The sequence below is a fragment of the Streptomyces sp. BRA346 genome (assembly GCF_052851135.1).
Genome location: NZ_JAIWIH010000014.1, coordinates 39,077 through 62,075 on the forward strand (window position 1 = coordinate 39,077; position 22,999 = coordinate 62,075).

18 protein-coding genes are annotated in these 22,999 nt (G+C 72.4%); 13 read left to right on the plus strand and 5 right to left on the minus strand.

Features of this window, described 5'->3' with window-relative positions:
• Positions 1-3 precede the first annotated feature (3 nt).
• Positions 4-993 (minus strand): TAXI family TRAP transporter solute-binding subunit, encoded by a 990-nt coding sequence (locus LCH29_RS18905; protein ID WP_446462904.1) that lies wholly within the window; start codon positions 991-993, stop codon positions 4-6.
• A gap of 78 nt (positions 994-1,071) precedes the next feature.
• Here LCH29_RS18905 and miaB point away from each other — a divergent pair, with 78 nt between their 5' ends.
• Together miaB and LCH29_RS18915 are read left to right on the plus strand one after the other, a co-directional pair.
• Positions 1,072-2,568 carry a tRNA (N6-isopentenyl adenosine(37)-C2)-methylthiotransferase MiaB gene (miaB, locus tag LCH29_RS18910; RefSeq protein ID WP_446462905.1) on the plus strand — a complete coding sequence of 499 codons (1,497 nt, stop codon included), beginning with the start codon at positions 1,072-1,074 and terminating at the stop codon, positions 2,566-2,568.
• A gap of 45 nt (positions 2,569-2,613) precedes the next feature.
• Positions 2,614-3,426 (plus strand): class III extradiol dioxygenase subunit B-like domain-containing protein, encoded by an 813-nt coding sequence (locus tag LCH29_RS18915; protein WP_446462906.1) that lies wholly within the window; start codon positions 2,614-2,616, stop codon positions 3,424-3,426.
• 174 nt (positions 3,427-3,600) lie between these two features.
• Here LCH29_RS18915 and LCH29_RS18920 read toward each other — a convergent pair whose 3' ends face one another.
• Positions 3,601-3,873 carry an antitoxin gene (locus LCH29_RS18920; RefSeq protein ID WP_446462907.1) on the minus strand — a complete coding sequence of 91 codons (273 nt, stop codon included), beginning with the start codon at positions 3,871-3,873 and terminating at the stop codon, positions 3,601-3,603.
• 25 nt (positions 3,874-3,898) lie between these two features.
• Positions 3,899-4,117: a gliding motility protein gene (locus LCH29_RS18925; protein WP_446462908.1), complete on the minus strand. Its 219-nt coding sequence runs from the start codon at positions 4,115-4,117 to the stop codon at positions 3,899-3,901.
• Positions 4,118-4,327: 210 nt separating this feature from the next.
• Between LCH29_RS18925 and miaA the strand changes: the two genes are divergently transcribed.
• From miaA to hflX, 6 genes are all read left to right on the plus strand, one after another.
• Complete coding sequence (gene miaA / locus LCH29_RS18930; protein WP_446462909.1) at positions 4,328-5,266, plus strand: tRNA (adenosine(37)-N6)-dimethylallyltransferase MiaA; 939 nt, start codon at positions 4,328-4,330, stop codon at positions 5,264-5,266.
• Positions 5,267-5,374: 108 nt separating this feature from the next.
• On the plus strand, positions 5,375-5,875 hold the full coding sequence (locus LCH29_RS18935) for a hypothetical protein (RefSeq protein ID WP_446462910.1): 501 nt from the start codon (positions 5,375-5,377) through the stop codon (positions 5,873-5,875).
• 51 nt (positions 5,876-5,926) lie between these two features.
• On the plus strand, positions 5,927-6,838 hold the full coding sequence (gene dapF / locus LCH29_RS18940) for a diaminopimelate epimerase (protein ID WP_446462911.1): 912 nt from the start codon (positions 5,927-5,929) through the stop codon (positions 6,836-6,838).
• Positions 6,839-6,974: 136 nt separating this feature from the next.
• Entirely contained in the window at positions 6,975-9,209 is a 2,235-nt protein-coding gene (locus LCH29_RS18945) for a RelA/SpoT family protein (RefSeq protein WP_446462912.1), read from the plus strand.
• A 129-nt stretch (positions 9,210-9,338) separates the two neighbouring features.
• On the plus strand, positions 9,339-10,943 hold the full coding sequence (locus tag LCH29_RS18950) for a M1 family aminopeptidase (RefSeq protein ID WP_446462913.1): 1,605 nt from the start codon (positions 9,339-9,341) through the stop codon (positions 10,941-10,943).
• Positions 10,944-11,221: 278 nt separating this feature from the next.
• Positions 11,222-12,565, plus strand: coding sequence for a GTPase HflX (gene hflX, locus LCH29_RS18955; protein ID WP_446462966.1), 1,344 nt, complete (start codon positions 11,222-11,224; stop codon positions 12,563-12,565).
• Positions 12,566-12,642: 77 nt separating this feature from the next.
• Here the strand turns inward: hflX and LCH29_RS18960 are convergent, their stop codons facing one another.
• Positions 12,643-13,818, minus strand: a complete 1,176-nt coding sequence (locus LCH29_RS18960) for a trypsin-like serine peptidase (protein ID WP_446462914.1) — start codon at positions 13,816-13,818, stop codon at positions 12,643-12,645.
• Between the two features lie 259 nt (positions 13,819-14,077).
• Between LCH29_RS18960 and LCH29_RS18965 the strand changes: the two genes are divergently transcribed.
• The 4 genes from LCH29_RS18965 (at position 14,078) to LCH29_RS18980 (ending at position 21,056) form a co-directional block, all read left to right on the plus strand.
• On the plus strand, positions 14,078-15,604 hold the full coding sequence (locus tag LCH29_RS18965; RefSeq protein ID WP_446462967.1) for a diaminobutyrate--2-oxoglutarate transaminase family protein: 1,527 nt from the start codon (positions 14,078-14,080) through the stop codon (positions 15,602-15,604).
• Between the two features lie 160 nt (positions 15,605-15,764).
• Positions 15,765-18,134 (plus strand): IucA/IucC family protein, encoded by a 2,370-nt coding sequence (locus tag LCH29_RS18970; protein WP_446462915.1) that lies wholly within the window; start codon positions 15,765-15,767, stop codon positions 18,132-18,134.
• A gap of 67 nt (positions 18,135-18,201) precedes the next feature.
• Entirely contained in the window at positions 18,202-18,888 is a 687-nt protein-coding gene (locus tag LCH29_RS18975) for a GNAT family N-acetyltransferase (RefSeq protein WP_446462916.1), read from the plus strand.
• A 167-nt stretch (positions 18,889-19,055) separates the two neighbouring features.
• The gene (locus tag LCH29_RS18980) at positions 19,056-21,056 is read left to right on the plus strand and encodes an ATP-dependent DNA helicase (RefSeq protein ID WP_446462917.1); all 2,001 of its coding nucleotides are present in this window, start codon (positions 19,056-19,058) and stop codon (positions 21,054-21,056) included.
• A gap of 90 nt (positions 21,057-21,146) precedes the next feature.
• Here LCH29_RS18980 and lexA read toward each other — a convergent pair whose 3' ends face one another.
• Entirely contained in the window at positions 21,147-21,950 is an 804-nt protein-coding gene (lexA, locus tag LCH29_RS18985) for a transcriptional repressor LexA (RefSeq protein ID WP_123108499.1), read from the minus strand.
• Between the two features lie 524 nt (positions 21,951-22,474).
• On the opposite strand from lexA, the gene nrdR reads away from it, so the two are divergent.
• Complete coding sequence (gene nrdR / locus LCH29_RS18990; protein WP_446462918.1) at positions 22,475-22,996, plus strand: transcriptional regulator NrdR; 522 nt, start codon at positions 22,475-22,477, stop codon at positions 22,994-22,996.
• Positions 22,997-22,999 lie beyond the last annotated feature (3 nt).

Here is a 22,999-nt window from a genome sequence, read left to right on the forward strand (position 1 = left end):
GCGTCACGGCTTCTCCGAGCGGTAATAGCGCGCGGCGCCCTTGTGCAGCGGCAGCGGATCGGTGAATACGGCCGTCCGCAGGTCCACTTTCTGCGCGGCGTGCACCTTCGCTCCGATGCGGTCCCGGTTCTCTATCACCGTGCGGGTGACGCCCTTCGCCAGCTCAGGGTCCACCCGATCCGTGGTGACCAGGAGATTCGGTACCGCGATCGTTTTGACGTCGTCCGGCTGACGTATCTCCTGATACGCGTCGGCGGGCACGGTCGCCGCCCGGTAGTAGCGCGTCACCCCGCCCTGCCGGTGCAGCGGGCCGGTGAGGTCGCCGAGCTGGACGAGCCGGATCGGATACATCTGGGCCAGGGTGCGCACCGCGGTGGTCGGCAGACCGCCCGACCAGAAGAAGGCGTCCAGCTTCCCCTTCCGCAGCAGCTCCGGCATCGTGTCGATACCGGAGCGCACGGCCGTGATGTCCTTGTCGAAGTCGAGCCCGGCGGCCTTGATCAGCCCCCGCGTGATCAGCTGTACGCCCGAGCCGTCGTCCCCGACGCCGACCCGCAGCCCCCGCAGATCCCGCGCCGAGCGCACCTTCGAGCCGCGCGGCACGATCAGCTGCATGTAGTCGTCGTACAGCCGCGCGCAGGCACGCAGCCGCCCGGCGTCCCGGCCGTGGTAGGCGGCGACGGCGTCGGTTGCGGCGATGGCGAAGGTGGCCCGGCCGCGGGCCAGCCGCTCCACGTTGTCGGGCGACCCCCGGGTCTCCAGGAGCGTGACGTCCACATCGGGCAGGTCCCGCGACAGGTCCCGCTTCAGCATCTCGCCGTAGGTCTGGTAGACGCCGGTGGACACCCCCGTCGCGAAGGTCACCTTCCCCTCGGGCTTCTCCCCGCCGCCGACCGGCAGGAGCCACCACAGCAGCAGCGCGAGGACGACCACGCCCGCCGCGGCGGACTGCAGGGCGCGGCGCCGGTCCGGGCGCGGAAGAGTGACGGCCATGGGCAGGATCCTGCCAGCCCCCGCCGCGGGAAGGGAGGGGCGGGGGAGCGGGACGAGCACGTACCCTGGTCGATTGAGATGAGTGCGAAGACTTACGAGGTGCGCACCTACGGGTGCCAGATGAACGTCCACGACTCCGAGCGCCTGTCCGGCCTGCTGGAAGGCGCCGGTTACGTCCGTGCGCCCGAAGGCACCGGTGAGGGCGAAGCCGACATCGTCGTCTTCAACACCTGCGCGGTGCGGGAGAACGCCGACAACCGGCTGTACGGCAATCTCGGCCGGCTCGCACCGATCAAGGCGCGGCGCCCGGGCATGCAGATCGCCGTGGGCGGATGCCTGGCCCAGAAGGACCGCGACACCATCGTCAAGAAGGCCCCCTGGGTCGACGTCGTCTTCGGCACCCACAACATCGGCAGCCTGCCGGTGCTGCTGGAGCGCGCCCGGGTCCAGGAAGAGGCCCAGGTCGAGATCGCCGAGTCGCTCGAAGCCTTCCCCTCCACCCTCCCGACCCGGCGCGAGTCCGCGTACGCCGCGTGGGTCTCCATCTCCGTCGGCTGCAACAACACGTGCACGTTCTGCATCGTCCCGGCGCTGCGCGGCAAGGAGAAGGACCGCCGCCCGGGCGACATCCTCGCCGAGGTGGAGGCGCTGGTCGCCGAGGGTGTCACCGAGATCACCCTGCTCGGCCAGAACGTGAACGCGTACGGCTCCGACATCGGCGACCGCGAGGCGTTCAGCAAGCTGCTCCGCGCCTGCGGAAACGTGGAGGGGCTGGAGCGGGTCCGGTTCACCTCGCCGCATCCGCGCGACTTCACGGACGACGTCATCGCCGCCATGGCGGAGACGGAGAACGTGATGCCGCAGCTGCACATGCCGCTCCAGTCCGGTTCGGACACCGTGCTGAAGGCGATGCGCCGCTCGTACCGGCAGGAGCGCTACCTCGGCATCATCGAGAAGGTGCGCGCCGCGATGCCGGACGCCGCCATCTCGACCGACATCATCGTCGGCTTCCCCGGCGAGACGGACGAGGACTTCGAGCAGACGCTGCACGTGGTGCGCGAGGCGCGGTTCGCCCAGGCGTTCACCTTCCAGTACTCCAAGCGGCCCGGGACGCCCGCCGCCGAGATGGACGGGCAGCTGCCGAAGGCGGTCGTCCAGGAGCGGTACGAGCGGCTGGTCGCCCTCCAGGAGGAGATCTCCTGGGAGGAGAACAAGAAGCAGGTGGGCCGGACGCTCGAGGTGCTGGTCGCCGAGGGCGAGGGCCGCAAGGACGACGCCACCCGGCGGCTGTCCGGCCGCGCCCCCGACAACCGTCTGGTGCACTTCACCCGGCCCGACGAGCCGGTGCGCCCCGGTGACGTCGTCACCGTCGACGTCACCTACGCCGCGCCGCACCACCTGCTGGCCGAGGGCCCGGCCCGGGGCGTCCGGCGTACGCGCGCGGGCGACGCGTGGGAGCGGCGGAACGCGGCCGAGGAGAAGAAGCCTGCGGGCGTGATGCTCGGGCTGCCCACCATCGGCGCCCCGGCTCCGGCCCCTGCCCCGGCTTCCGCGACGGGCTGCGGCTGCGACTGACCGACCGCGACCGTGGGGTCCGGCCCGCCGGATAGGCTGGCGATCATGCTGATCGCCGCCGCCGTCTGTCCTTGTCCGCCGCTGCTGGTGCCCGAGGTGGCCGCCGGAGCGGCCCCCGAGCTCGACGCGCTGCGCGCGGCATGCCTGGACGCGATCGCGGCGCTGGCGGCGGCCCGGCCCGAGCGGCTGATCGTGGCCGGTCCGGCGGAGCCCCCGGGGCGAGGACCGCATCCGCAGGGCGCGACCGGATCGTTCCGCGGCTTCGGCGTGGACGTGGAGGTACGGCTCGGGAGCGCGGCGCCGGTGGCCGCTGAAGGCGGCGCCGGGGACTGGGCGGCCGGGGACAGCGAGGACTGGGGCGGCGAGGCCGGGGGCGGCGTCAGGGGCAGCGAGGCCGCGGGCGGGGTGCCCGGGCGGCCGCTGCCGCCGTCGCTGGCGGTCGGCGCCTGGCTGCTGGAGCGCGCGGGGTGGGACGTGGCGCCCGTCGAGGGGCTGGGCGTGGGGGAACCTCTCGCGGCCGAGCGGTGTATCCATGTCGGAAGGAAGCTCGCCGCGTCGGCGGAGCGGGTCGCGCTGCTGGTGATGGGCGACGGCAGCGCGTGCCGGACACTGAAGGCGCCGGGCTATCTCGACGAGCGCGCCGCCGGGTTCGACGCCGAGGTGGCGCGGGCGTTGGCGTCGGCCGACACCGCGGCCCTCGCCGCGCTCGACGAGACGCTGGCCTACGAGCTGAAGGCGGCGGGCCGCGCCCCGCTCCAGGTGCTCGCGGGGGCGGGCGAAGGGGCGGGGCTGAAGGGGGAGTTGCGGTATGACGAGGCGCCATACGGCGTGGGGTATTTCGTGGCCCGCTGGGCGTAGGGCGGGCATCGCCCACTACGGGCGCCGGACGACGGCGTCCCGGGGCGAGCTGCCGCCGGAGCGGCACGGCACGCTGCCGCGTGGGGTACGGCGGCTCGGGTCAGGGCTCGGAGTACGGGCGCAGGGCCGCCGCGGCCGCGAGGCATCGGCTTCGCGGCCGCGTACCGGCGGGGGTCAGGCGCTTTCGCCGCCTTGGTCCTTGCGCTCGCTCCCGCTGCGGTCCTCGTTGCGGTCCTCGTTCCGGTGGGAGAAGCGGTTGAGGGCGTCCTTCGCCTTGCCCGTGCCGGTCTCGATCTTTGCGCTGTACTTGCCCTTGGTCCTGGTGTCGACCGTCTTGGCGGCCTTGTCGAGACCCCGCTCGATCCTGGCCTCGTGCTGCTGCGCGAAGTTGCCTGCCCGGTCCTTCATGACACCGGCCTTGGCCTTGAGATTGTCCAGCAGGCCCATGGGCCACCTTCCCTCATCGGATCCCTTATGTGCGGGCGCCCTCACCGGCCTCGCTGTCGGCCGTCCCGGCCGCGGACTGCTGCTTCGGGATCGCCGCCGCCCCCTCGCCCGCCGCGGGTTCCTCCTCGCTCCGCTCCGGCTCCGCCTCGGCGGGGACCTCGGGGGCCGGTGCCGCCGTCACGGTGTCGGCCGCGGACTGCTCGGAGGGCGCCTCTGCGGACGAACGGCTCTCCTCCTTCGACACCCGACGAAACCTGGAAAACACGCCCATATCTACTCCATAGCCTACTCGTGTGGGCGAAATCCCGTGCCGCTCGGAGCGTCCCATTGCGCCGCTCGCGGGGGCCGGTTTCCCGAACCGGTCCTCGGAACCTCGCAACAGGCAACGACCGCGGCCGTCCCCCGTCACGTCGCTCGTTCGAGGAGGCCCTCCGGGGTTTGCGAGACTGGGCGGGTGAATACAGCAGGCCATCCGCCGCGAGTCATCGCCGTCGTCGGCCCCACCGCGGCCGGTAAGTCCGATCTGGGTGTCGCCCTCGCCCGGCACCTCGACGGCGAGGTCGTCAACGCCGACTCCATGCAGCTCTACCGGGGCATGGACATCGGCACCGCCAAACTGACGGAGGAGGAGCGGCAGGGCGTGCCGCACCGTCTGCTCGACATCTGGGACGTCACGCAGACGGCCAGCGTCGCCGAATACCAGCGACTGGCCCGCGCCGAGATGGACCGACTGCTCGCCGAGGGCCGTACGCCGGTCCTGGTCGGCGGCTCGGGCCTGTACATCCGCGGGGCCATCGACGCGCTCGACTTCCCGGGCACCGACCCCGCCGTGCGGGCCAGGCTCGAGGCCGAGCTGGAGGAGCTGGGCCCGGGCGCCCTGCACGCCCGGCTGGCGGCCGCCGACCCCGAGGCGGGCCGGGCGATCCTGCCCAGCAACGGCCGGCGCGTGGTGCGGGCGCTGGAGGTCATCGAGATCACCGGTCGTCCCTTCACCGCCAACCTCCCCGGCCACGAGGCCGTCTACGACACCCTCCAGATCGGGGTGGACGTCGAGCGGCCCGAGCTGGACGAGCGGATCACCGTGCGCGTGGACCGGATGTGGGAGGCCGGGCTGGTGGACGAGGTCGGCAGGCTCGAAGCGGCCGGACTGCGGGAGGGGCGTACCGCCTCCCGGGCCCTCGGCTACCAGCAGGTGCTCGCCGCCCTCGCCGGAGCGTGCACGGAGGACGAGGCACGGGCCGAGACCGTGCGCGCCACCAAGCGGTTCGCGCGCCGCCAGGACTCCTGGTTCCGCCGCGATCCGAGGGTCCACTGGCTCAGCGGAGCGACCGCGGACCGAGGAGAACTCCTGGCGAACGCGCTCTCGTTGGCTGAACGGGCGGTCACAGCCTGATCACGTGATGGCATCGGGACGCTCCGCTCGTCATGGAGGCCCCCGCGGGCATGCCATCATCAAGCTCCGATCGTGCCGTGGTGTCTGGAGTGGGGAGGGCGTGTGGCGATGGAGGCCGGCCCTCGCAACGCATCGCAGCAAGCAGCGCGGGACTCGCCGCAGGGCGATCTCGGGCCGCTGACCCCGGACGGCCCCGACGAGACCCCCGCGCTCCCCGAGCTGGGCGGCCCGGCTCTCGACGAGGCGGGGGAGCCGGGTGAGCCGGGCTCCGGGGAGTCCTTCCGTGAGCTGCGCCCGCCGCGTCGCCTGCGGATCTGGCAGGTCGCGCCGATCGTCGGCCTCGCCATCCTCGGCTCGCTGATGTTCGCCTTCCCGCTCGCCTTCGAGTTCGGCGACGGAGGCGCGGTCGTGGCCATGCTGGGCCTGCTGCTCAGCTGCTGCGCGGCGGGCTGGGGCCTGATGGCCGCCCGCCGGGTGGGCTACACCTGGCCCGGCCTGCCGCCCCGGGGCTCCGGTCGCCGCCCTGACTGGCGCTTCGTGGTGCTCTACGTGGTGATCGTGGTGCTGCTCGCGGCCCTCACCTTCTGGCGCGTGGCCCGCCTGCGCTAGGGCCTGTCCGGTCAGGGCGACGGCCCGCGCGGCGCCCCGTAGGATCGAGGGATGAGCAACGCGCCCCGGCTGCGGTTCCTGAAGGGCCACGGCACTGAGAACGACTTCGTCATCGTCCCGGACCTGGACGGTCGGCTGGAGCTGTCCGCGGCCGCCGTCGCCCGGATCTGCGACCGCCGCGCCGGTGTCGGCGGTGACGGGCTGATCCGCGTCGTACGGGCGTCGGCGCACCCCGAGGCGCGGGCCATGGCCGCCGAGGCCGAGTGGTTCATGGACTACCGCAACAGCGACGGCAGCGTCGCCGAGATGTGCGGGAACGGCGTCCGGGTGTTCGCCCGGTACCTCCAGCGGGAGGGGCTCGCCGAGGAGGGCGACCTGACGATCGCGACCCGGGCGGGACTGCGGCACATCCACATCGCCAAGGCCGCCCCGGAGGGCGCCCCGGACAGCGGCGCGGTCACCGTCGGCATGGGCAAGGCCGTGCTGCCCGAGCCCGGCCCCGACGGCGGTATCACCGTCGCGGTCGGCGACCGGACCTGGTCCGCCCGCAACATCAACATGGGCAACCCGCACGCGGTCGCCTTCGTCGACGACCTCGACCAGGCCGGGACCCTGTTCACGGCTCCCGCCGTTCACCCCGCCTCCGCGTACCCGGACGGCACCAACGTCGAGTTCGTCGTCGACCGCGGCCCGCAGCACGTCGCGATGCGCGTGCACGAGCGCGGCTCCGGCGAGACCCGTTCCTGCGGCACCGGCGCCTGCGCCGTCATGGTGGCCGCCGCGCGCCGCGACGGCGCCGATCCGGGCGTCACCGGGCGCCCCGTCACATACACGGTGGACGTACCCGGTGGGCGACTTGTGATCAGCGAGCGGCCTGACGGTACGGTGGAGATGACGGGCCCTGCCGTGATCGTCGCCGAGGGGGAGCTGGATCCCATGTGGCTGGATGCGGCGCTCGACTGACTCGTCCCTCTCATGGGTGATCCGTTTCACTCTGGGCGAGAGCCGGTCGGCCGTGCGTGGTGGGCTCGATAGCATCAAGCACCGGCCCCGGGGGAGTGCCCACGCCGGTTGACGCTCGACGCCGCCGGAGGTGCCCATGAGCGCAGAGGCCCCAGATCAAGCCGCTCTCGGCCGCAGGCGCGGCCTCCCCCGCATCGATCTGCGCAATATCCGCAGATTCGGCCGGGCCGCGCTGCTGGGACCGGCATCCCGGGACCGGCTGCCGGACGCGATCGAACACGTCGCGAAGGTGCACCGCGCGTACCACCCGGGCGCCGATCTGGACGTGCTGCGCAAGGCGTACGTCCTCGCCGAGTCCTCCCACCGCGGCCAGATGCGCAAGAGCGGTGAGCCGTACATCACCCATCCGCTGGCCGTCACGCTCATCCTCGCCGAACTGGGCGCCGAGACCACCACTTTGACGGCGTCCCTTCTCCACGACACGGTCGAGGACACCGAGGTGACGCTCGACCAGGTGGGGGAGCAGTTCGGCGAGGAGGTGCGCTATCTCGTCGACGGCGTCACCAAGTTGGAGAAGGTCGACTACGGTGCGGCGGCCGAGCCCGAGACGTTCCGCAAGATGCTCGTCGCCACCGGCAACGACGTCCGGGTGATGTCGATCAAGCTCGCCGACCGGCTGCACAACATGCGCACCCTCGGCGTGATGCGCCCCGAGAAACAGGCCCGCATCGCCAAGGTCACCCGCGACGTGCTGATCCCGCTGGCCGAACGGCTCGGCGTGCAGGCGCTCAAGACCGAGCTGGAGGACCTGGTCTTCGCGATCCTCCACCCCGAGGAGTACGCCCGCACCCGGGAGCTGCTCCAGTCCCACGCGGAGCGCCCCGACCCGCTCGCACGCGCCGCCGAGGACGTACGGGCCGTGCTCCAGGAGGCGGGCATCACCGCCGAAGTCCTGGTCCGCCCACGGCACTTCGTCTCGGTCCACCGCGTCGGGATCAAGCGCGGCGAGCTGACCGGGTCCGACCTCGGGCGGCTTCTGGTCCTCGTCGCCGACGACGCGGACTGCTACGCGGTCCTCGGCGAGCTGCACACCTGTTTCACCCCGGTGATCTCGGAGTTCAAGGACTTCATCGCCGTCCCCAAGTTCAACCTCTACCAGTCGCTGCACACGGCCGTGGCCGGGCGCAGCGGCGAGGTCGCCGAAGTCCTCATCCGCACCCACCAGATGCACCGGGTCGCCGAGGCCGGGGTGATCGCCCTCGGCAATCCGTACGCCCCGACCGAGGCGGCCGCTGCTCCCGAGGGCGAGCGGGCCGACCCGACCCGCCCCGGCTGGCTGTCCCGGCTGCTCGAATGGCAGAGCGCCACCCCCGACCCCGACATCTTCTGGACCGCGCTGCGCGACGACCTCGCCCAGGACCGGGAGATCACGGTCTTCCGGTCCGACGGCGGCACCCTGGGCCTGCCCGCGGGCGCGAGCTGTGTGGACGCCGCGTACGCCCAGTACGGCGAGGACGCCCACTCCTGTATCGGGGCCAGGGTCAACGGGCGGATCGCGACGCTCAGCACCGTGCTGCGCGACGGCGACACCCTTCAACTGCTGATGGCGGGTGACGCGGCCTCGTCCGGGCCCTCGCCGGAATGGCTCGACCACGCCCGTACCCCGGCCGCGCGCATCGCCATCAACCGCTGGCTGGCCGCCCATCCCGCCGACCCGGCGCACGAGCCGCCGCAGGGCGAGGCGCCCGGCGCCGAGCATCTGCACGCCCCCGTGGAGCCGGAGGAGACCGAGCTGGAAGGGGCGGATCCGCAAGGGGCCGATCCGGAGGAGGTCGATCCGGAGGGAGTCGGGGAAGACGCCGGGGACGTGCTCCCCGGGGCCCCCGCGGGCCGCCCGGAGGCGGGCATCGTCGTCGACCTGCCCGGTGTGATCGTACGGCTGGCCCGGTGCTGCACCCCCGTACCGCCGGATGCCATCACCGGCTTCGCGGTGCGCGGCGGCGCCGTCACCGTCCACCGCGAGCGGTGCCCCGCCGTGGCGCGGATGACCGCCGCCGGGCGTGCCCGGGTCGGGGTGCGCTGGTCGGAGGGGGACGATGGGGACGGGGGCGACTACCGGGTCACCCTCTTCGCGGAGGCGTTCAGCAGGCCCCATCTGCTCGCGGACCTCACCGAGGCCATCGCCGCGGAGGGCGCCGAGGTGGTCGCCGCCGCCGTCGAACCGCCGCGTGAGCAGCGGGTTCGCCATACGTACACGCTCCAGCTGTCCGATGCGGGCCGACTGCCGACGCTGATGCGGGCCATGCGCGACGTGCCCGGCGTCTACGACGTGACCCGGGAGGGGCGCAGGGTGGCGACTGCCCGTTCCTGAACTCCTTCGGGTGGATCGGGCCCGGGTGGGACTGCGTCCCCGCCCGGGCGCTGATAGCCGTAAGGCATGACGCAATCTCCGGGCCCCCGCCCCGGCCCCGTTCCGCGGTCGGCCGGTCCACTTCCGCGGATGGCCGGTCCCCTTCCTCGGATGGGGCGCCGCAGGACCGCCCTCGTGGGCGTTGCCCTGGCCGCCGTTCTCGCCTCGGTCGGCCCGTCCTCCGCCGCCGGACCGGTGACCCCCGCGGGCCCGCGCCCGCTCGGCATCGGCGACCCGCTCTACCCGCGGCTCGGCAACCCCGGCTACGACGTCACGGCGTACGACATCACCCTGGACTACCGCCGCGCGGACCGGCCGCTGGACGCCGTCACGACCATCGACGCCCGTGCCACCGCCGGATTACGCGCCCTCAACCTGGACTTCACCCAGGGCACCGTGCGCTCGGTACGGGTCGACGGCGCGGCCGCCGCGTTCGCCACCGCGGGCGAGGACCTGGTCATCACCCCGCGCACCAGGATCGAGCGGGGCGCGGACTTCCGGGTCACCGTCCGGCACACCAGCGACCCGGGGGACGGCGCGAGCGGCGGCTGGGTCCGCACCCGGGACGGCCTTGCCATGGCCAATCAGGCCGACGCCGCCCACCGGGTCTTCCCGTGCAACGACCATCCGTCCGACAAGGCGCGCTTCACCTTCCGGGTCACCGCGCCGAAGAACCTCACGGTCGTCGCGGGCGGTCTTCTGACCGGGCGCGTCCGCGAGGGGGCGCGCACCACCTGGTCGTACCGCCTCGCCCACCCCATGGCCACCGAGCTGGCCCAGGTTTCCATCGGCAGGTCCGCCGTGCTCCACCGCACCGGCCCGCACGGGCTGCCGGTGCGCGACGTGGTGCCCGCCGCGGACCGCACGAAGCTCGAGAAGTGGCTCGCGCGCACCCCGGGGCAGCTGAGCTGGATGGAGAAGAAGGTCGGCCCGTACCCGTTCGAGGACTACGGAGTGCTGATCTCCCAGGCCACCACGGGCTTCGAGCTGGAGACCCAGACGCTCTCGCTCTTCGAACGGGGCCTCTTCACCGGTGACGAGTTCCCGCGCTGGTACGTGGAGTCGATCATGCTGCACGAACTGGCGCACCAGTGGTTCGGCGACAGCGTCAGCCCGCGCCGCTGGTCCGATCTGTGGCTCAACGAAGGCCATGCCACCTGGTACGAGGCGCTGTACGCGGACCAGTACGGCAAGGAGAGCCTGGAGCGCCGGATGCGGCTGGCCTATGAGCAGTCCGACGTCTGGCGCGCCGCCGGAGGGCCGCCCGCCGCGCCCCGGCCCGCCGAACCGGGCAAGCAGATCGGGCTCTTCCGCCCGATCGTCTACGACGGCAGCGCCCTGGTCCTGTACGCGCTGCGGCAGCGGATCGGCCGCGCGGCCTTCGAGCGGCTGGAACGGCAGTGGGTGGTCCGCCACCGGGACGGGGTGGCCTCGACGGCCGACTTCGTCCGTCTCGCGTCGGAGGTGGCGGGCAAGGATCTGAACGGCTTCCTGCGCCCTTGGCTGTACGGCAAGAAGACGCCGACGATGCCCGGGCACCCCGACTGGAAGCCCGCCCCGAAGCCGGACGCGAAACCGGAGGCCAAGCCGGGTGCCAAGCCGAGCGCGAAGCCGGGCGCGCAGCCGGGGGCCAAGCCCGCGGCCCGCTCCACCCCGCACGGACCAACGGCGCGCCATACCGTGAAACCCGAGTGACGGCCCCGCCGCCGCGTGCGACCATCGAGGGGTCGGCGTCGCGGCCGGAGCGGTGGGGAATCCCACGGGCCGGTCGTACGTTGTCGACAGTGACGATGTCTCTCGACGTAAGGATTCCTTTGACCCACTCCTCTTCCCTTCCGCAGGACCGGCAGCGCCTCGCCGAGAGCCTTCGGGCCGACGCCCTGATGGAAGAGGACGTCGCCTGGAGTCACGAGATCGACGGGGAGCGTGACGGCGACCAGTACGACCGCTCGGACCGTGCCGCGCTACGGCGTGTGGCGGGACTCTCCACCGAGCTCGAGGACGTCACCGAGGTCGAGTACCGGCAGCTGCGCCTGGAGCGCGTGGTGCTGGTCGGCGTCTGGACGTCCGGTACGGCGCAGGACGCGGACAACTCCCTCGCCGAGCTGGCCGCGCTCGCGGAGACCGCGGGCGCCGTAGTGCTCGACGGCGTGATCCAGCGCCGCAACAAGCCGGACCCCGCGACATACATCGGCTCCGGCAAGGCCGAGGAACTGCGCGATATCGTGATCGAGTCCGGTGCCGACACCGTCGTGTGCGACGGTGAGCTGAGCCCCGGCCAGCTGATCCATCTCGAGGACGTCGTCAAGGTCAAGGTGGTCGACCGCACCGCCCTGATCCTCGACATCTTCGCCCAGCACGCCAAGTCCCGCGAGGGCAAGGCGCAGGTCTCGCTCGCGCAGATGCAGTACATGCTGCCGCGGCTGCGCGGCTGGGGTCAGTCGCTGTCCCGGCAGATGGGTGGCGGTGGCTCCGGATCGTCGGGCGGCGGCATGGCCACCCGTGGTCCCGGTGAGACCAAGATCGAGACGGACCGGCGCCGCATTCGCGAGAAGATGGCGAAGATGCGCCGCGAGATCGCCGAGATGAAGACCGGCCGCGACATCAAGCGGCAGGAGCGCCGGCGTCACAAGGTCCCGTCGGTCGCCATCGCCGGATACACCAACGCGGGCAAGTCCTCGCTGCTCAACCGGCTCACCGGCGCGGGCGTGCTGGTGGAGAACGCGCTGTTCGCCACCCTGGACCCGACCGTGCGCCGGGCCGAGACGCCCAGCGGGCGGCTGTACACGCTGGCGGACACCGTCGGCTTCGTCCGCCATCTGCCGCACCACCTGGTCGAGGCGTTCCGTTCCACCATGGAGGAGGTCGGCGACGCCGATCTGATCCTCCATGTGGTGGACGGCTCGCATCCGGCACCGGAGGAGCAGCTGGCCGCGGTGCGCGAGGTGATCCGTGAGGTGGGCGCGGTCGACGTGCCCGAGATCGTGGTCATCAACAAGGCGGACAAGGCCGATCCGCTCGTGCTCCAGCGGCTGCTGCGCATGGAGCGAAGCGCGATGGCCGTATCGGCCCGCTCCGGGCAGGGCATCGACGAACTGCTCGGGGTGATCGATCACGAGCTGCCCCGGCCGCAGGTCGAGATCGAGGCCCTGGTGCCGTACACCGAGGGCAAGCTGGTCTCGCGTACGCACGCCGACGGCGAGGTGATCTCCGAGGAGCACACCCCGGAGGGCACGCTGCTCAAGGCACGGGTGCACGAGGAGCTGGCCGCCGAGCTGCGCCGGTTCGTACCGGCCGCGGCAGGCGCGCGGCAGTAGAGCACCGAACCGCTCACGGCGAAGGCCCGCCCCCTCCATTCCGGGGGCGGGCCTTCGCCGTTGCTGACCGCGGGTGACTACTGACCCGCGAACTTCTTGCTGACCGCGTTGTAGACGCCCTTGGCCTCGGGGCCCAGATGGGGGCCCGCCAGCCAGGTGGCGTTGGACGGGCCTATCGAGGTGTTGGACACCAGCGAGGGCTTGCCGTCCGCACCGTTCGCGACCCAGCCGCCGCCGGACGAACCGGCGGTCATCGTGCAGCCGATGCGGTACATGGTCGGCTGCTTGGCCTCCAGCGACAGCCTGCCCGGCTTGTCGGCGCACTGGTTCATCTTCTGGCCGTCGAACGGCGGAGCCGCCGGGTAGCCGGTGGCCGTGATCTCGTCGATGGACTTCACAGCCGGTGCGTTGAAGTCGACCGGCAGCGCGCCGCCAACCGTCTCCTCCAACGACTTGCCGCCGCTGACCTCAGGCTTCACATGCATGACCGCGAAGTCGTACGGTGCGCCCTTGCCGCCGGTGGCCGCACCGCTGTCGATCCACTGGGACGAGGTCTGCGCCCAGTCGGCCCACCAGACGCCCTTGGGGGCGAGCTCTTCCCGGGTGGCGTTCTCCAACTCGGCCGCCGACTTGCCGGAGTCGTTGTACGAGGGCACGAACATCAGGTTCTTGTACCAGCCGCCGCCCTTGCCCGCGTGGACGCAGTGGCCCGCGGTCCAGACCATGTTGGACTTGCCGGGGTGGGCGGGGTCCTCGACCACGGTCGCGGAGCAGACCATCGACCCCTCGGGGCCGTCGAAGAAGACCTTGCCCGCATACGGAACGCGGGAGCTGTACGGGCCGTCGACCTCCTGCGCCTTCACCGGCTGCGGATCGGGGTCGGTCACACCCTGGTCGTCAGCGATGTCGCTGTCGTCGACCTGCTCCTCCGGCTCCTGAGCATCCCGCATCCGGTCCGGCTTCCACAGCCCCTTGATGATCGGGTTGATGAAGTCGCCCGCCTCGCGGAGCCAGTCGTCCCGGTCCCACTTGTTCCAGGCGCCGTTCTTCCACTCGTCCAGGTCGACGCCGAGGTTCTTCAGCTTGTCGTTGATGTTGTCGGGCAGCTTGATGTCGTCCGCGCCCTGCTGCGCCGACGATGCGGACGCCTTGGCATCGGCCGAGTCGTCCGACGATCCGCACGCGGTGGCGGTGAGCGCCAGCACCGCGGCGATGGCCGCCGAGGCGAGCGCGGGTCGGCGTTTGAAAGGCATGGGCGGGACTCCCCCTGATGTTCTGAACTGCTTCACGGCCTGTCCGGAATTGTCATGCTCCCCCCGACAGTGGGGTGATCCCCCACTATGCCGGTGCCGCCTACGACGGCTACAGGCGGGTCCTTGGTTCCCGGCGGCAAGGATCTTCGGTCAGCCCGTGATCGCGGGCCTGACCCGTCGTTGGTACGTACGGGGGACAGTCGGAGGGCGTTCAGCAGCGAGAGGACCGTGAGCCGTGGCCATGACCCAGCTCCCGCCGATGACTCCGGACCCTGCGCCGCCCGTCGTGCCGGATGGCGAAGGATCCGGCGAGGACGCTCCGGCCATCCTGCGGCGCCAGTCGCTGCGCGAGTCGGCCGCCCGCACCTACGCCCGGGCGCTGCCCATCGTCCCGGTGCGCGCCCGCGGGCTGACGATCGAGGGCGCCGACGGCCGCCGCTACCTCGACTGCCTCTCCGGAGCCGGGGCGCTGGCGCTCGGTCACAACCACCCGGTGGTGCTGGAAGCGATCCGCGCCGTCCTGGACTCGGGAGCCCCCCTCCAGGTCCTGGACCTGGCCACGCCGGTCAAGGACGCCTTCACGGAAGAGCTGTTCGCCACGCTGCCGCCCGAACTCGCCGCCCACGCACGGATCCAGTTCTGCGGGCCCGCGGGCACGGACGCGGTCGAAGCCGCACTCAAGCTGGTACGGACCGCCACGGGGCGAGACGGCCTGCTGGCCTTCTCCGGGGCCTACCACGGGATGACGGCCGGGGCGCTGGCCGCCTCCGGCGGCGCCCCCGCGGTGAGCGTGACCCGGCTGCCCTTCCCCTACGACTACCGCTGCCCGTTCGGAGTGGGCGGCGAGCGCGGCGCGGACCTCGCGGCGCGCTGGACCGAGCGGCTGCTGGACGACCCGAAGGGCGGGACGGCCGAACCGGCCGGAATGATCCTCGAGCCGGTGCAGGGTGAGGGCGGGGTGATCCCCGCACCGGACGGCTGGCTGCGCCGGATGCGGGAGATCACCGCGGCCCGCGGCATCCCCCTGATCGCGGACGAGGTGCAGACCGGCGTGGGACGCACCGGTTCCTTCTGGGCGGTCGGACACAGCGGCGTGGTGCCCGATGTGATGGTGCTGTCGAAGGCCATCGGCGGCAGCCTGCCGCTGGCCGTCGTGGTCTACCGGGAGGAGCTGGACGCCTGGCGGCCCGGCGCCCACGCGGGCACGTTCCGGGGCAACCAGCTGGCGATGGCGGCGGGCGCGGCCACCCTCGCGTACGTCCGCGAGAACGGCCTCGCGCAGCGGGCCGCGGTCGTCGGCGAGCGGATGCTGACCCGGCTGCGCGCCCTCGCCGCGTGGTGCCCCCACATCGGGGACGTCCGCGGCCGCGGACTCATGATCGGCCTGGAGCTCGTCGACCCGGCGGAGCCGGACCCCGGCCCGGAGTGCCCTGAGGCCACGGCCGAGAACGCCCTGACGACCGGCGCCTTCACCGGTGCGTACGGCCGCACGTACGGCCGCGAAAACGGCCGTACGGACACCGGAGCCCCCGCCCGTCGCGCCGCGCCGATACTGGCGGCCGCCGTACAGCGGGAGTGCCTGCATCGCGGCCTGATCGTCGAACTCGGCGGCCGCCACTCCGCCGTGATCCGCCTCCTTCCTCCGCTGACCATCACCGACGAGCAGGCCGAAGCCGTTCTGGACCGGCTCGCCGATGCCCTGGACGCAGCGATCCACGCTCTCGGCGACCGCGCCGACCATGAACTCCCGCCACCTGCCCCGCCCTTCACCGGAGGCCGCCGGTGACGCGCCCCGCGGCCGTAGGACCGCACCACCACCGCACCATCGAAGGAGGCAGGCGCCAGGCTCCCGGCGTGAAGGCCGTGACGCGAGCGCCGCACCCACCATGCCGCACTCCCCTGGGCGAGCCCCCCTGTATCCCCAGCCGGACCCGGAGGACGGTGCCATGAGCGACCGGACGGCCCGCACCGCTCCCGGGCACCCCACAGCCGGAGGCGAGACACCGCCCGCCGCGTCCTCCGCGCCGCCGCGGGCCGCCGCGGAGACGACGGGGTTCCCGCCCGCGACCGCGCCGACGGGATCACAGCCACGGGTGCTGCACTCCGCGGGGGCACGGTCTCAGCCCACCGCCCCACCACCCGAGTCGGCAACGCCCCCACCCGGGTCGCCGACGGCGGGTCCCTCCACCGCCGGTCCCTCCGTCCCCGCGCCGCTCGTGCCCCAGCCGCCCGCAGCCATGACCGCCGGGGAGCCCACCGGCCTCCCGCCCGCGCCGCCCAAGGCCGCGGCGCCGCCCCACCCCGCACCGCCCCAGGCCGCGCCAACGGGGCCCGCACCGACCCAGGCCACGGTGACCCAGCCCGCGCCGTCGCAGTCCGCGTCGGCCGAGTCCGCGCCGAGCGCGCCGGTCCGGGCCACTGCTCTCACACCGTCGGCAGCCGCTGTCGAACCGCCCCCCGTCGGGACGGCCCCGGTACCGCGGCAGGACCACGGTGGTCATGACGCACCCGAGGCACCCGCTCCTACCGCCGGGCAGGACCCGCTCGACCATCCCGATCCGCAGCTCGCCGCCGATGCCGCGGGGGTCGAGAACCTGCTGCGCTGCTGGGTACGGGAGACCGCCGCAGGGCCCCCGGACGGCGACATCCTCCGCATTCCCCTCGCCGCGAGCGGTACCTCCCTCCAGGTGCCCGTGCGCTACTGGTCGGCCACCGGCTGGCACCGCTTCGGCGAACCGGTGCTGGAACACGGCCCGTGGGACGCCCCCGCTGTCGGCGCGGTGGCCCTCGCGGCGCTGCTCACCCGGGAGGCGGCGTATGCAGCCCGGCAGGACGAGACCGACGCGGAGGCCTCCGAACTCATCGGCCGCGTCGCGGACTCCGTACGACGCACCGCCCAATTCCTGGCCCACCGCCGGGCCGCGCCCGCCGATCCCGACGCCGGAACCCCCTTTCTCAGCGCGGAACAGTCCCTCCTTCTCGGTCACCCCCTTCATCCCACGCCGAAGAGCCGCGAAGGTCTCTCCGACGCTGCCTCACCTGTGTGCTCACCCGAATCGCGTGGCTCCTTTCCTTTGCAGTGGCTCGCCGTTGACCGGTCCGTGCTCGCCTGTGAGTCGGCCTGGACCGAGCGCGGCCGAACGGTGCCCGCCGAGAGGCTGGCCCTCTCTCTCGCGGGCAGTGGTCTGCAACTGCCCCCCGGATCCGTGCCCTTGCCGTTGCACCCCTGGCAGGCACACGAGGTCCGGCACCGCCCGGCCGTCGCCGCGCTGTTCGACGCGGGCCTGCTGCACGACCTCGGCCCGGCCGGCGGACACTGGCACCCCACCTCCTCGGTCCGCACCGTCTACCGGCCCGGTGCGCCCGCGATGCTCAAACTCTCCCTCGGTCTGCGGATCACCAACTCCCGCCGTGAGAACCTCCGCAAGGAGCTTCGCCGCGGCGTCGAGGTGCACCGGCTGCTGCGCAGCGGGCTGGCGGAGCGATGGCGGGCCGCCTTCCCCGGATCCGGCTTCGACATCGTCCGTGACCCGGCCTGGCTCGCGGTGGACGGGCCGGATGGCGACCCCCTGACCGGGCTCGACGTCGTCATCCGGCACAACCCGTTCGGCCCGGGCGACGACGCCGTCTGCGTCGCCGGGCTCCTCTCCCTCCGGACCTGGCCGGGGCAGCCCGCGATGCGCTCACGCCTGGCCCACGTCGTCGCCCGGCTCGCCGCCCGCACGGGCCGCTCCTCCGCGGCCGTCAGCGCCGAGTGGTTCCTGCGCTACCTGCACACGGTCGTACGCCCCGTGCTCTGGCTGGACGGAGAGGCAGGCATCGCCCTGGAGGCACACCAGCAGAACATCCTGGTGCTGCTGGACCCGGACGGCTGGCCGGTCGGGGGCCGCTACCGGGACAACCAGGGCTACTACTTCCGTGAGTCCCGCTATGACGATCTCCAGCGGCGGCTGCCCGGGATCGGCGGGCGCAGCGACACCTTCGTGTCCGACGAGGTCACCGATGAGCGCTTCGCCTACTACCTCGGGGTCAACAACGTCCTCGGCATGATCGGAGCGTTCGGGGCGCAGCGGCTCGCCGACGAGCGCGTGCTGCTGGCCGCGCTCCGCCGGTTCCTCGCCGACGCCGCGTCCGGTCCCGGCAAGCTCCGCTCGCAGTTGCCCGCCCGCCTCCTCGAGACGCCCACCCTGCGCTGCAAGGCCAATCTGCTCACCCGCCTACGCGGCCTGGACGAACTCGTCGGGCCGGTCGACACCCAGTCCGTCTACGTCACCATCGCCAACCCCCTCGTCACTTCCGCCGCTTCCACGGCATGACGCCCGTCCACCCCGCCGATCACGCCCCTCACGGCGCGTCTGACATCCATGAGAGGAGAGCGTCGCCGTGTCGCACTCCGACTCCAGCACCGACGACACCATCGACATGCGGATGCGCCAGGAAGAAGACACCGCGCGAGTCCCCGAGAGCCAGCTGACCGGCCCGGAGTTCGACAGCCGCCCCGACCTCCTCGACCGCATCGCCGAATGGGGGCCCACCAGCACCCCGGCGGGAGCCTTCCAACTGGTCCCGGTCCGCATCGGGCGCGACCTGCGGCTCATCGCCCGATGGATGAACGACCCCGCCGTGGCCGCCTTCTGGGAACTCGACGGCCCGGACGACATCACGGCAAGCCACCTGGGCGGCCAGCTCGACGGCGATGGCCGCAGCGTGCCCTGCCTGGGGGTGCTCGACGGGGTCCCGATGAGCTACTGGGAGGTGTATCGCGCCGACCTCGACCCGCTCGCCCGGCACTACCCGGCCCGGCCGCACGACACCGGCATCCACCTGCTCATCGGTCGCATCGGCGACCGTGGCCAGGGCCTCGGCACGATCCTGCTCCGCGCCGCGGCCGATCTCGTACTCGAACACCGCCCGTCCTGCGCGCGCGTCGTCGCCGAACCCGACCTGCGCAACACCCCCTCCGTCGCGGCCTTCCTCGGCGCCGGTTTCCGCTTCTCCGCCGAGGTCGACCTCCCCGGCAAACGCGCGGCACTGATGCTGCGCGACCGCGCCCTGCGCCACCAGCTGTGAGCCATCGTGACCCCCTGCGATCCGCGGCGGCCTCCGATCGCCGCCTTTACCTCTGATACACCGCTCGGCCCGGCCGGGTTCCGCCCATGCCACGCGTTCGCTCCACGGAGGGTGATGCGACCGCCAGCGAGAGTGATGTCGGTGCCGCCGCGTAGGCTGGCAGCCCTATGACTGACACGTCCTCGCCTCCACTCGCAGACCTGCTGCACGCCGCCGTCACCGCCGTCGGCGGCACCGAACGCCCTGGCCAGACAGCCATGGCCGAAGCCGTGGCCGAGGCGATCGACGACAACTCCCATCTGCTGGTCCAGGCCGGTACCGGCACCGGAAAGTCGCTCGGCTATCTGGTGCCCGCCCTCGCCCACGGCGAGCCCGTCGTCGTCGCCACGGCGACCCTCGCCCTCCAGCGCCAGCTCGTCGAGCGCGATCTGCCGCGTACCGTCGACGCTCTGCATCCGCTGCTGCGCCGCCGCCCCGAGTTCGCCATGCTCAAGGGGCGGTCCAACTACCTGTGCCTGCACCGCCTCCACGAAGGGGTGCCGCAGGACGACGCCGACGAAGCCGGACTGTTCGACCCCTTCGAGGCGGCCGCGCCCACCAGCAAGCTGGGCAAGGACCTGATGCGGCTGCGCGACTGGTCCGACGAGACCGAGACGGGCGACCGCGACGACCTGACGCCCGGCGTCTCCGACCGTGCCTGGTCCCAGGTGTCGGTCACCTCACGGGAGTGCCTCGGCGCGTCCAAGTGCGCCTATGGCGCGGAGTGCTTCGCCGAGGCCGCCCGCGAGCGCGCCAAGCTCGCCGAGGTGATCGTCACCAACCACGCGCTGCTCGCCATCGACGCCATCGAGGGCGCCCCGGTTCTGCCCGGCCACGAGGTGCTGATCGTCGACGAGGCGCATGAGCTGGTCTCCCGCGTCACCGGCGTCGCCAGCGGCGAGCTCACCCCCGGCCAGGTCAACCGGGCCGTGCGGCGCGCCGCCAAGCTGGTCAACGAGAAGGCGGCCGACGCCCTCCAGACCGCCTCGGAGACCTTTGAGCGGATCATGGAGCTGGCTCTGCCCGGCCGCCTCGAGACCATCCCCGAGGACCTGAGCTATGCCCTGATGGCGTTGCGCGACGCGGCCCGCACGGTGATCTCCGCGCTCGGTGCCACCCGTGATGCCTCGGTTCAGGACGAGGACGCCGTCCGCAAGCAGGCCCTGGGCGCGGTGGAGAACATCCACCAGGTGGCGGAGCGGATCGTGGAAGGCTCCGAGTTCGACGTGGTCTGGTACGAGCGGCACGACCGCTTCGGTGCCTCGCTGCGCGTCGCCCCGCTGTCCGTGTCCGGTCTGCTGCGCGAGAAGCTGTTCGAGGACCGCTCGGTGATCCTCACCTCCGCGACTCTCAAGATCGGCGGGGACTTCAACGGGGTGGCCGCGTCGCTCGGTCTCGCTCCCGAGAGCCCGCAGGACCCCGAAGGCGGCGAGGAGTCCGCGCCGCGCTGGCAGGGCCTCGACGTCGGCTCGCCCTTCGACTACGCGAAGCAGGGGATCCTCTACGTCGCCAAGCATCTCGCCCAGCCCGGCCGCGAGGGCAGCCGCAGCGACATGCTGGATGAGCTGGCCGAGCTGGTGGAGGCCGCGGGCGGGCGCACGCTCGGGCTGTTCTCGTCCATGCGCGGCGCGCAGGCCGCCGCGGAAGAGCTGCGCGGGCGGCTCGACATGCCCATCCTCCTCCAGGGCGAGGAGACCCTCGGCGAGCTGATCCGGGCTTTCGCCGCCGACGCCAGGACCTGCCTGTTCGGCACGCTGTCGCTGTGGCAGGGCGTGGATGTGCCGGGCCCGAGCTGTCAGCTGGTGGTCATGGACCGGGTGCCCTTCCCGCGCCCCGACGACCCGCTGATGAGCGCTCGCCAGAAGGCCGTGGAGGAGGCCGGTGGCAATGGCTTCATGGCGGTCGCGGCCACGCACGCCGCCCTTCTGATGGCTCAGGGCGCGGGCCGGCTCGTGCGGGCCTCCGGGGACCGCGGCATCGTCGCCGTTCTGGACCCGCGGGTCGAGCGGGCCCGCTACGGCTCGTTCCTGCGCAAGACCATGCCGGACTTCTGGTACACGACCGACCGCAACCAGGTGCGCCGTTCTCTGGCCGCGATCGACGCGGCGGCCAAGGCCGAGGGGGCGTAGCGCGGGCCTACAGCAGGGCCCCGGAACCGGCGCAGTGGTCCCGGGGCCCGGTCGTTGGGCACGCCTGGTGGCGCGCCACGGTCCGTCGGCTCAGACGCGCCGCAGCACCGCGACGACCTTGCCCAGAATGGTCGCCTCGTCACCGGGGATCGGCTGGTACGCGGCGTTGTGCGGGAGCAGCCAGACATGGCCGTCCTCGCGCTTGAACCGCTTCACCGTCGCCTCCCCGTCGAGCATCGCGGCGACGATGTCACCGTTCTCGGCGACGGGCTGGCGGCGCACCGTGACCCAGTCCCCGTCGCAGATGGCGGCTTCGATCATGGAGTCGCCGACCACCTTCAGGACGAACAGCTCGCCGTCGCCGACCAGCTGGCGGGGGAGGGGGAAGACGTCCTCGACCGACTCCTCGGCGAGGATCGGCCCGCCGGCCGCGATCCGGCCGACCAGCGGCACGTAGGAGGCGGCGGGCTTGCCGGTGGTGTCCGTCGGCTGCGCGCTGGGCTGGTCGGAGCCACGGACCTCGTACGCGCGGGGCCGGTGGGGGTCACGCCGCAGGAAGCCCTTGCGCTCCAGGGCCATCAGCTGATGGGCGACGGAGGAGGTGCTGGAGAGGCCCACCGCCTGACCGATCTCCCGCATGGACGGGGGGTAGCCGCGTCGCTGCACAGAGTCGCGGATGACCTCGATGACGCGACGCTGCCGGTCGGTCAGCCCTGAACTGTCCGCCCGGATGCCTGGAGGTCGCCCGGGTAGTGATCGGGTCGCCTTCTGCCCCTCTGGGTTCGTGCTCGCGTCGTTGATCGCGTGAGTCTGATTCATCGCGTGCGTCTGTTCGAGTCGGCTCTGGGAGCGCTCCTGGGCGGTAACAGCGGCGCTCTCTGCGGTGGTGGTCACGACGGCCCCTCTCGAGATGTTCTCCCTAGTTGGACAACGGTAGTTGCTTTCGAAAGGTTGCGCCAAACACACGTTCGAGTGAAATATCCCAGATGGGCTGACGTGATCACAGGCTTGGGTGTATAAGGCGGTTCCGGTGCAGGCTGAGGAGGGGGCGCCGGCCGTCCCCGGTGGCGGGTTTCGGTCGTGTCCTGCGGCAGGCTTCGGCCGTCTCCGGTGGCGGGTTTCGGCCGTGCCCGGCGTCGGGCCTCAGTCTTGCACTCCGGCCCCTGTGGATCCGGGACCCGTGGGGTTCGCGTAGTCTCGTGCCTGCTCCCGAGTCATGACACGCCACGCGGTGCGGATGGGTGCCAGACACCAGATCTAGTGGTTTGATGGATGTCAGCCACCCACAGCTTGTGGTCCCTGGTGATTCGTTGCCGAGATCTTCGCCTATGCTTGTGGTCGCTTCGACGGGCCCCGCGCGGCCGGTCGGAGCTTGTCAGTCATGCGCCGTTCTTGAGGGTGAGGGAGGGTACGGAGTCATGCACTGCCCCTTCTGCAGGCACCCCGACAGCCGCGTCGTCGACAGCCGGACCACGGACGACGGCTGCTCGATCCGCAGGCGCCGCCAGTGCCCCGACTGTGCACGCCGCTTCACGACCGTGGAGACCGCGTCACTGATGGTGATCAAGCGGAGCGGGGTCACCGAGCCCTTCAGTCGCGACAAGGTCATCTCCGGGGTGCGCAAGGCATGCCAGGGCCGTCCCGTCACCGAGGACGCCCTCGCCAAGCTCGGTCAGCGCGTGGAGGAGGCCGTACGGGCCACCGGAAGCGCCGAGCTGTCCACCCATGACGTGGGGCTCGCCATACTCGGTCCGCTCCAGGAGCTCGACCTCGTCGCCTACCTCCGCTTCGCCTCCGTCTACCGCGCCTTCGACTCGCTCGAGGATTTCGAGGCCGCGGTCGCGGAGCTGCGTGACCAGCAACGGCCTCCCGCGCACGACCGCGGGCCCGGCGCCGAAGGGGCCGCCGAGGTCCCCGCGCCCGTCACTGCCGCCGACTGACCG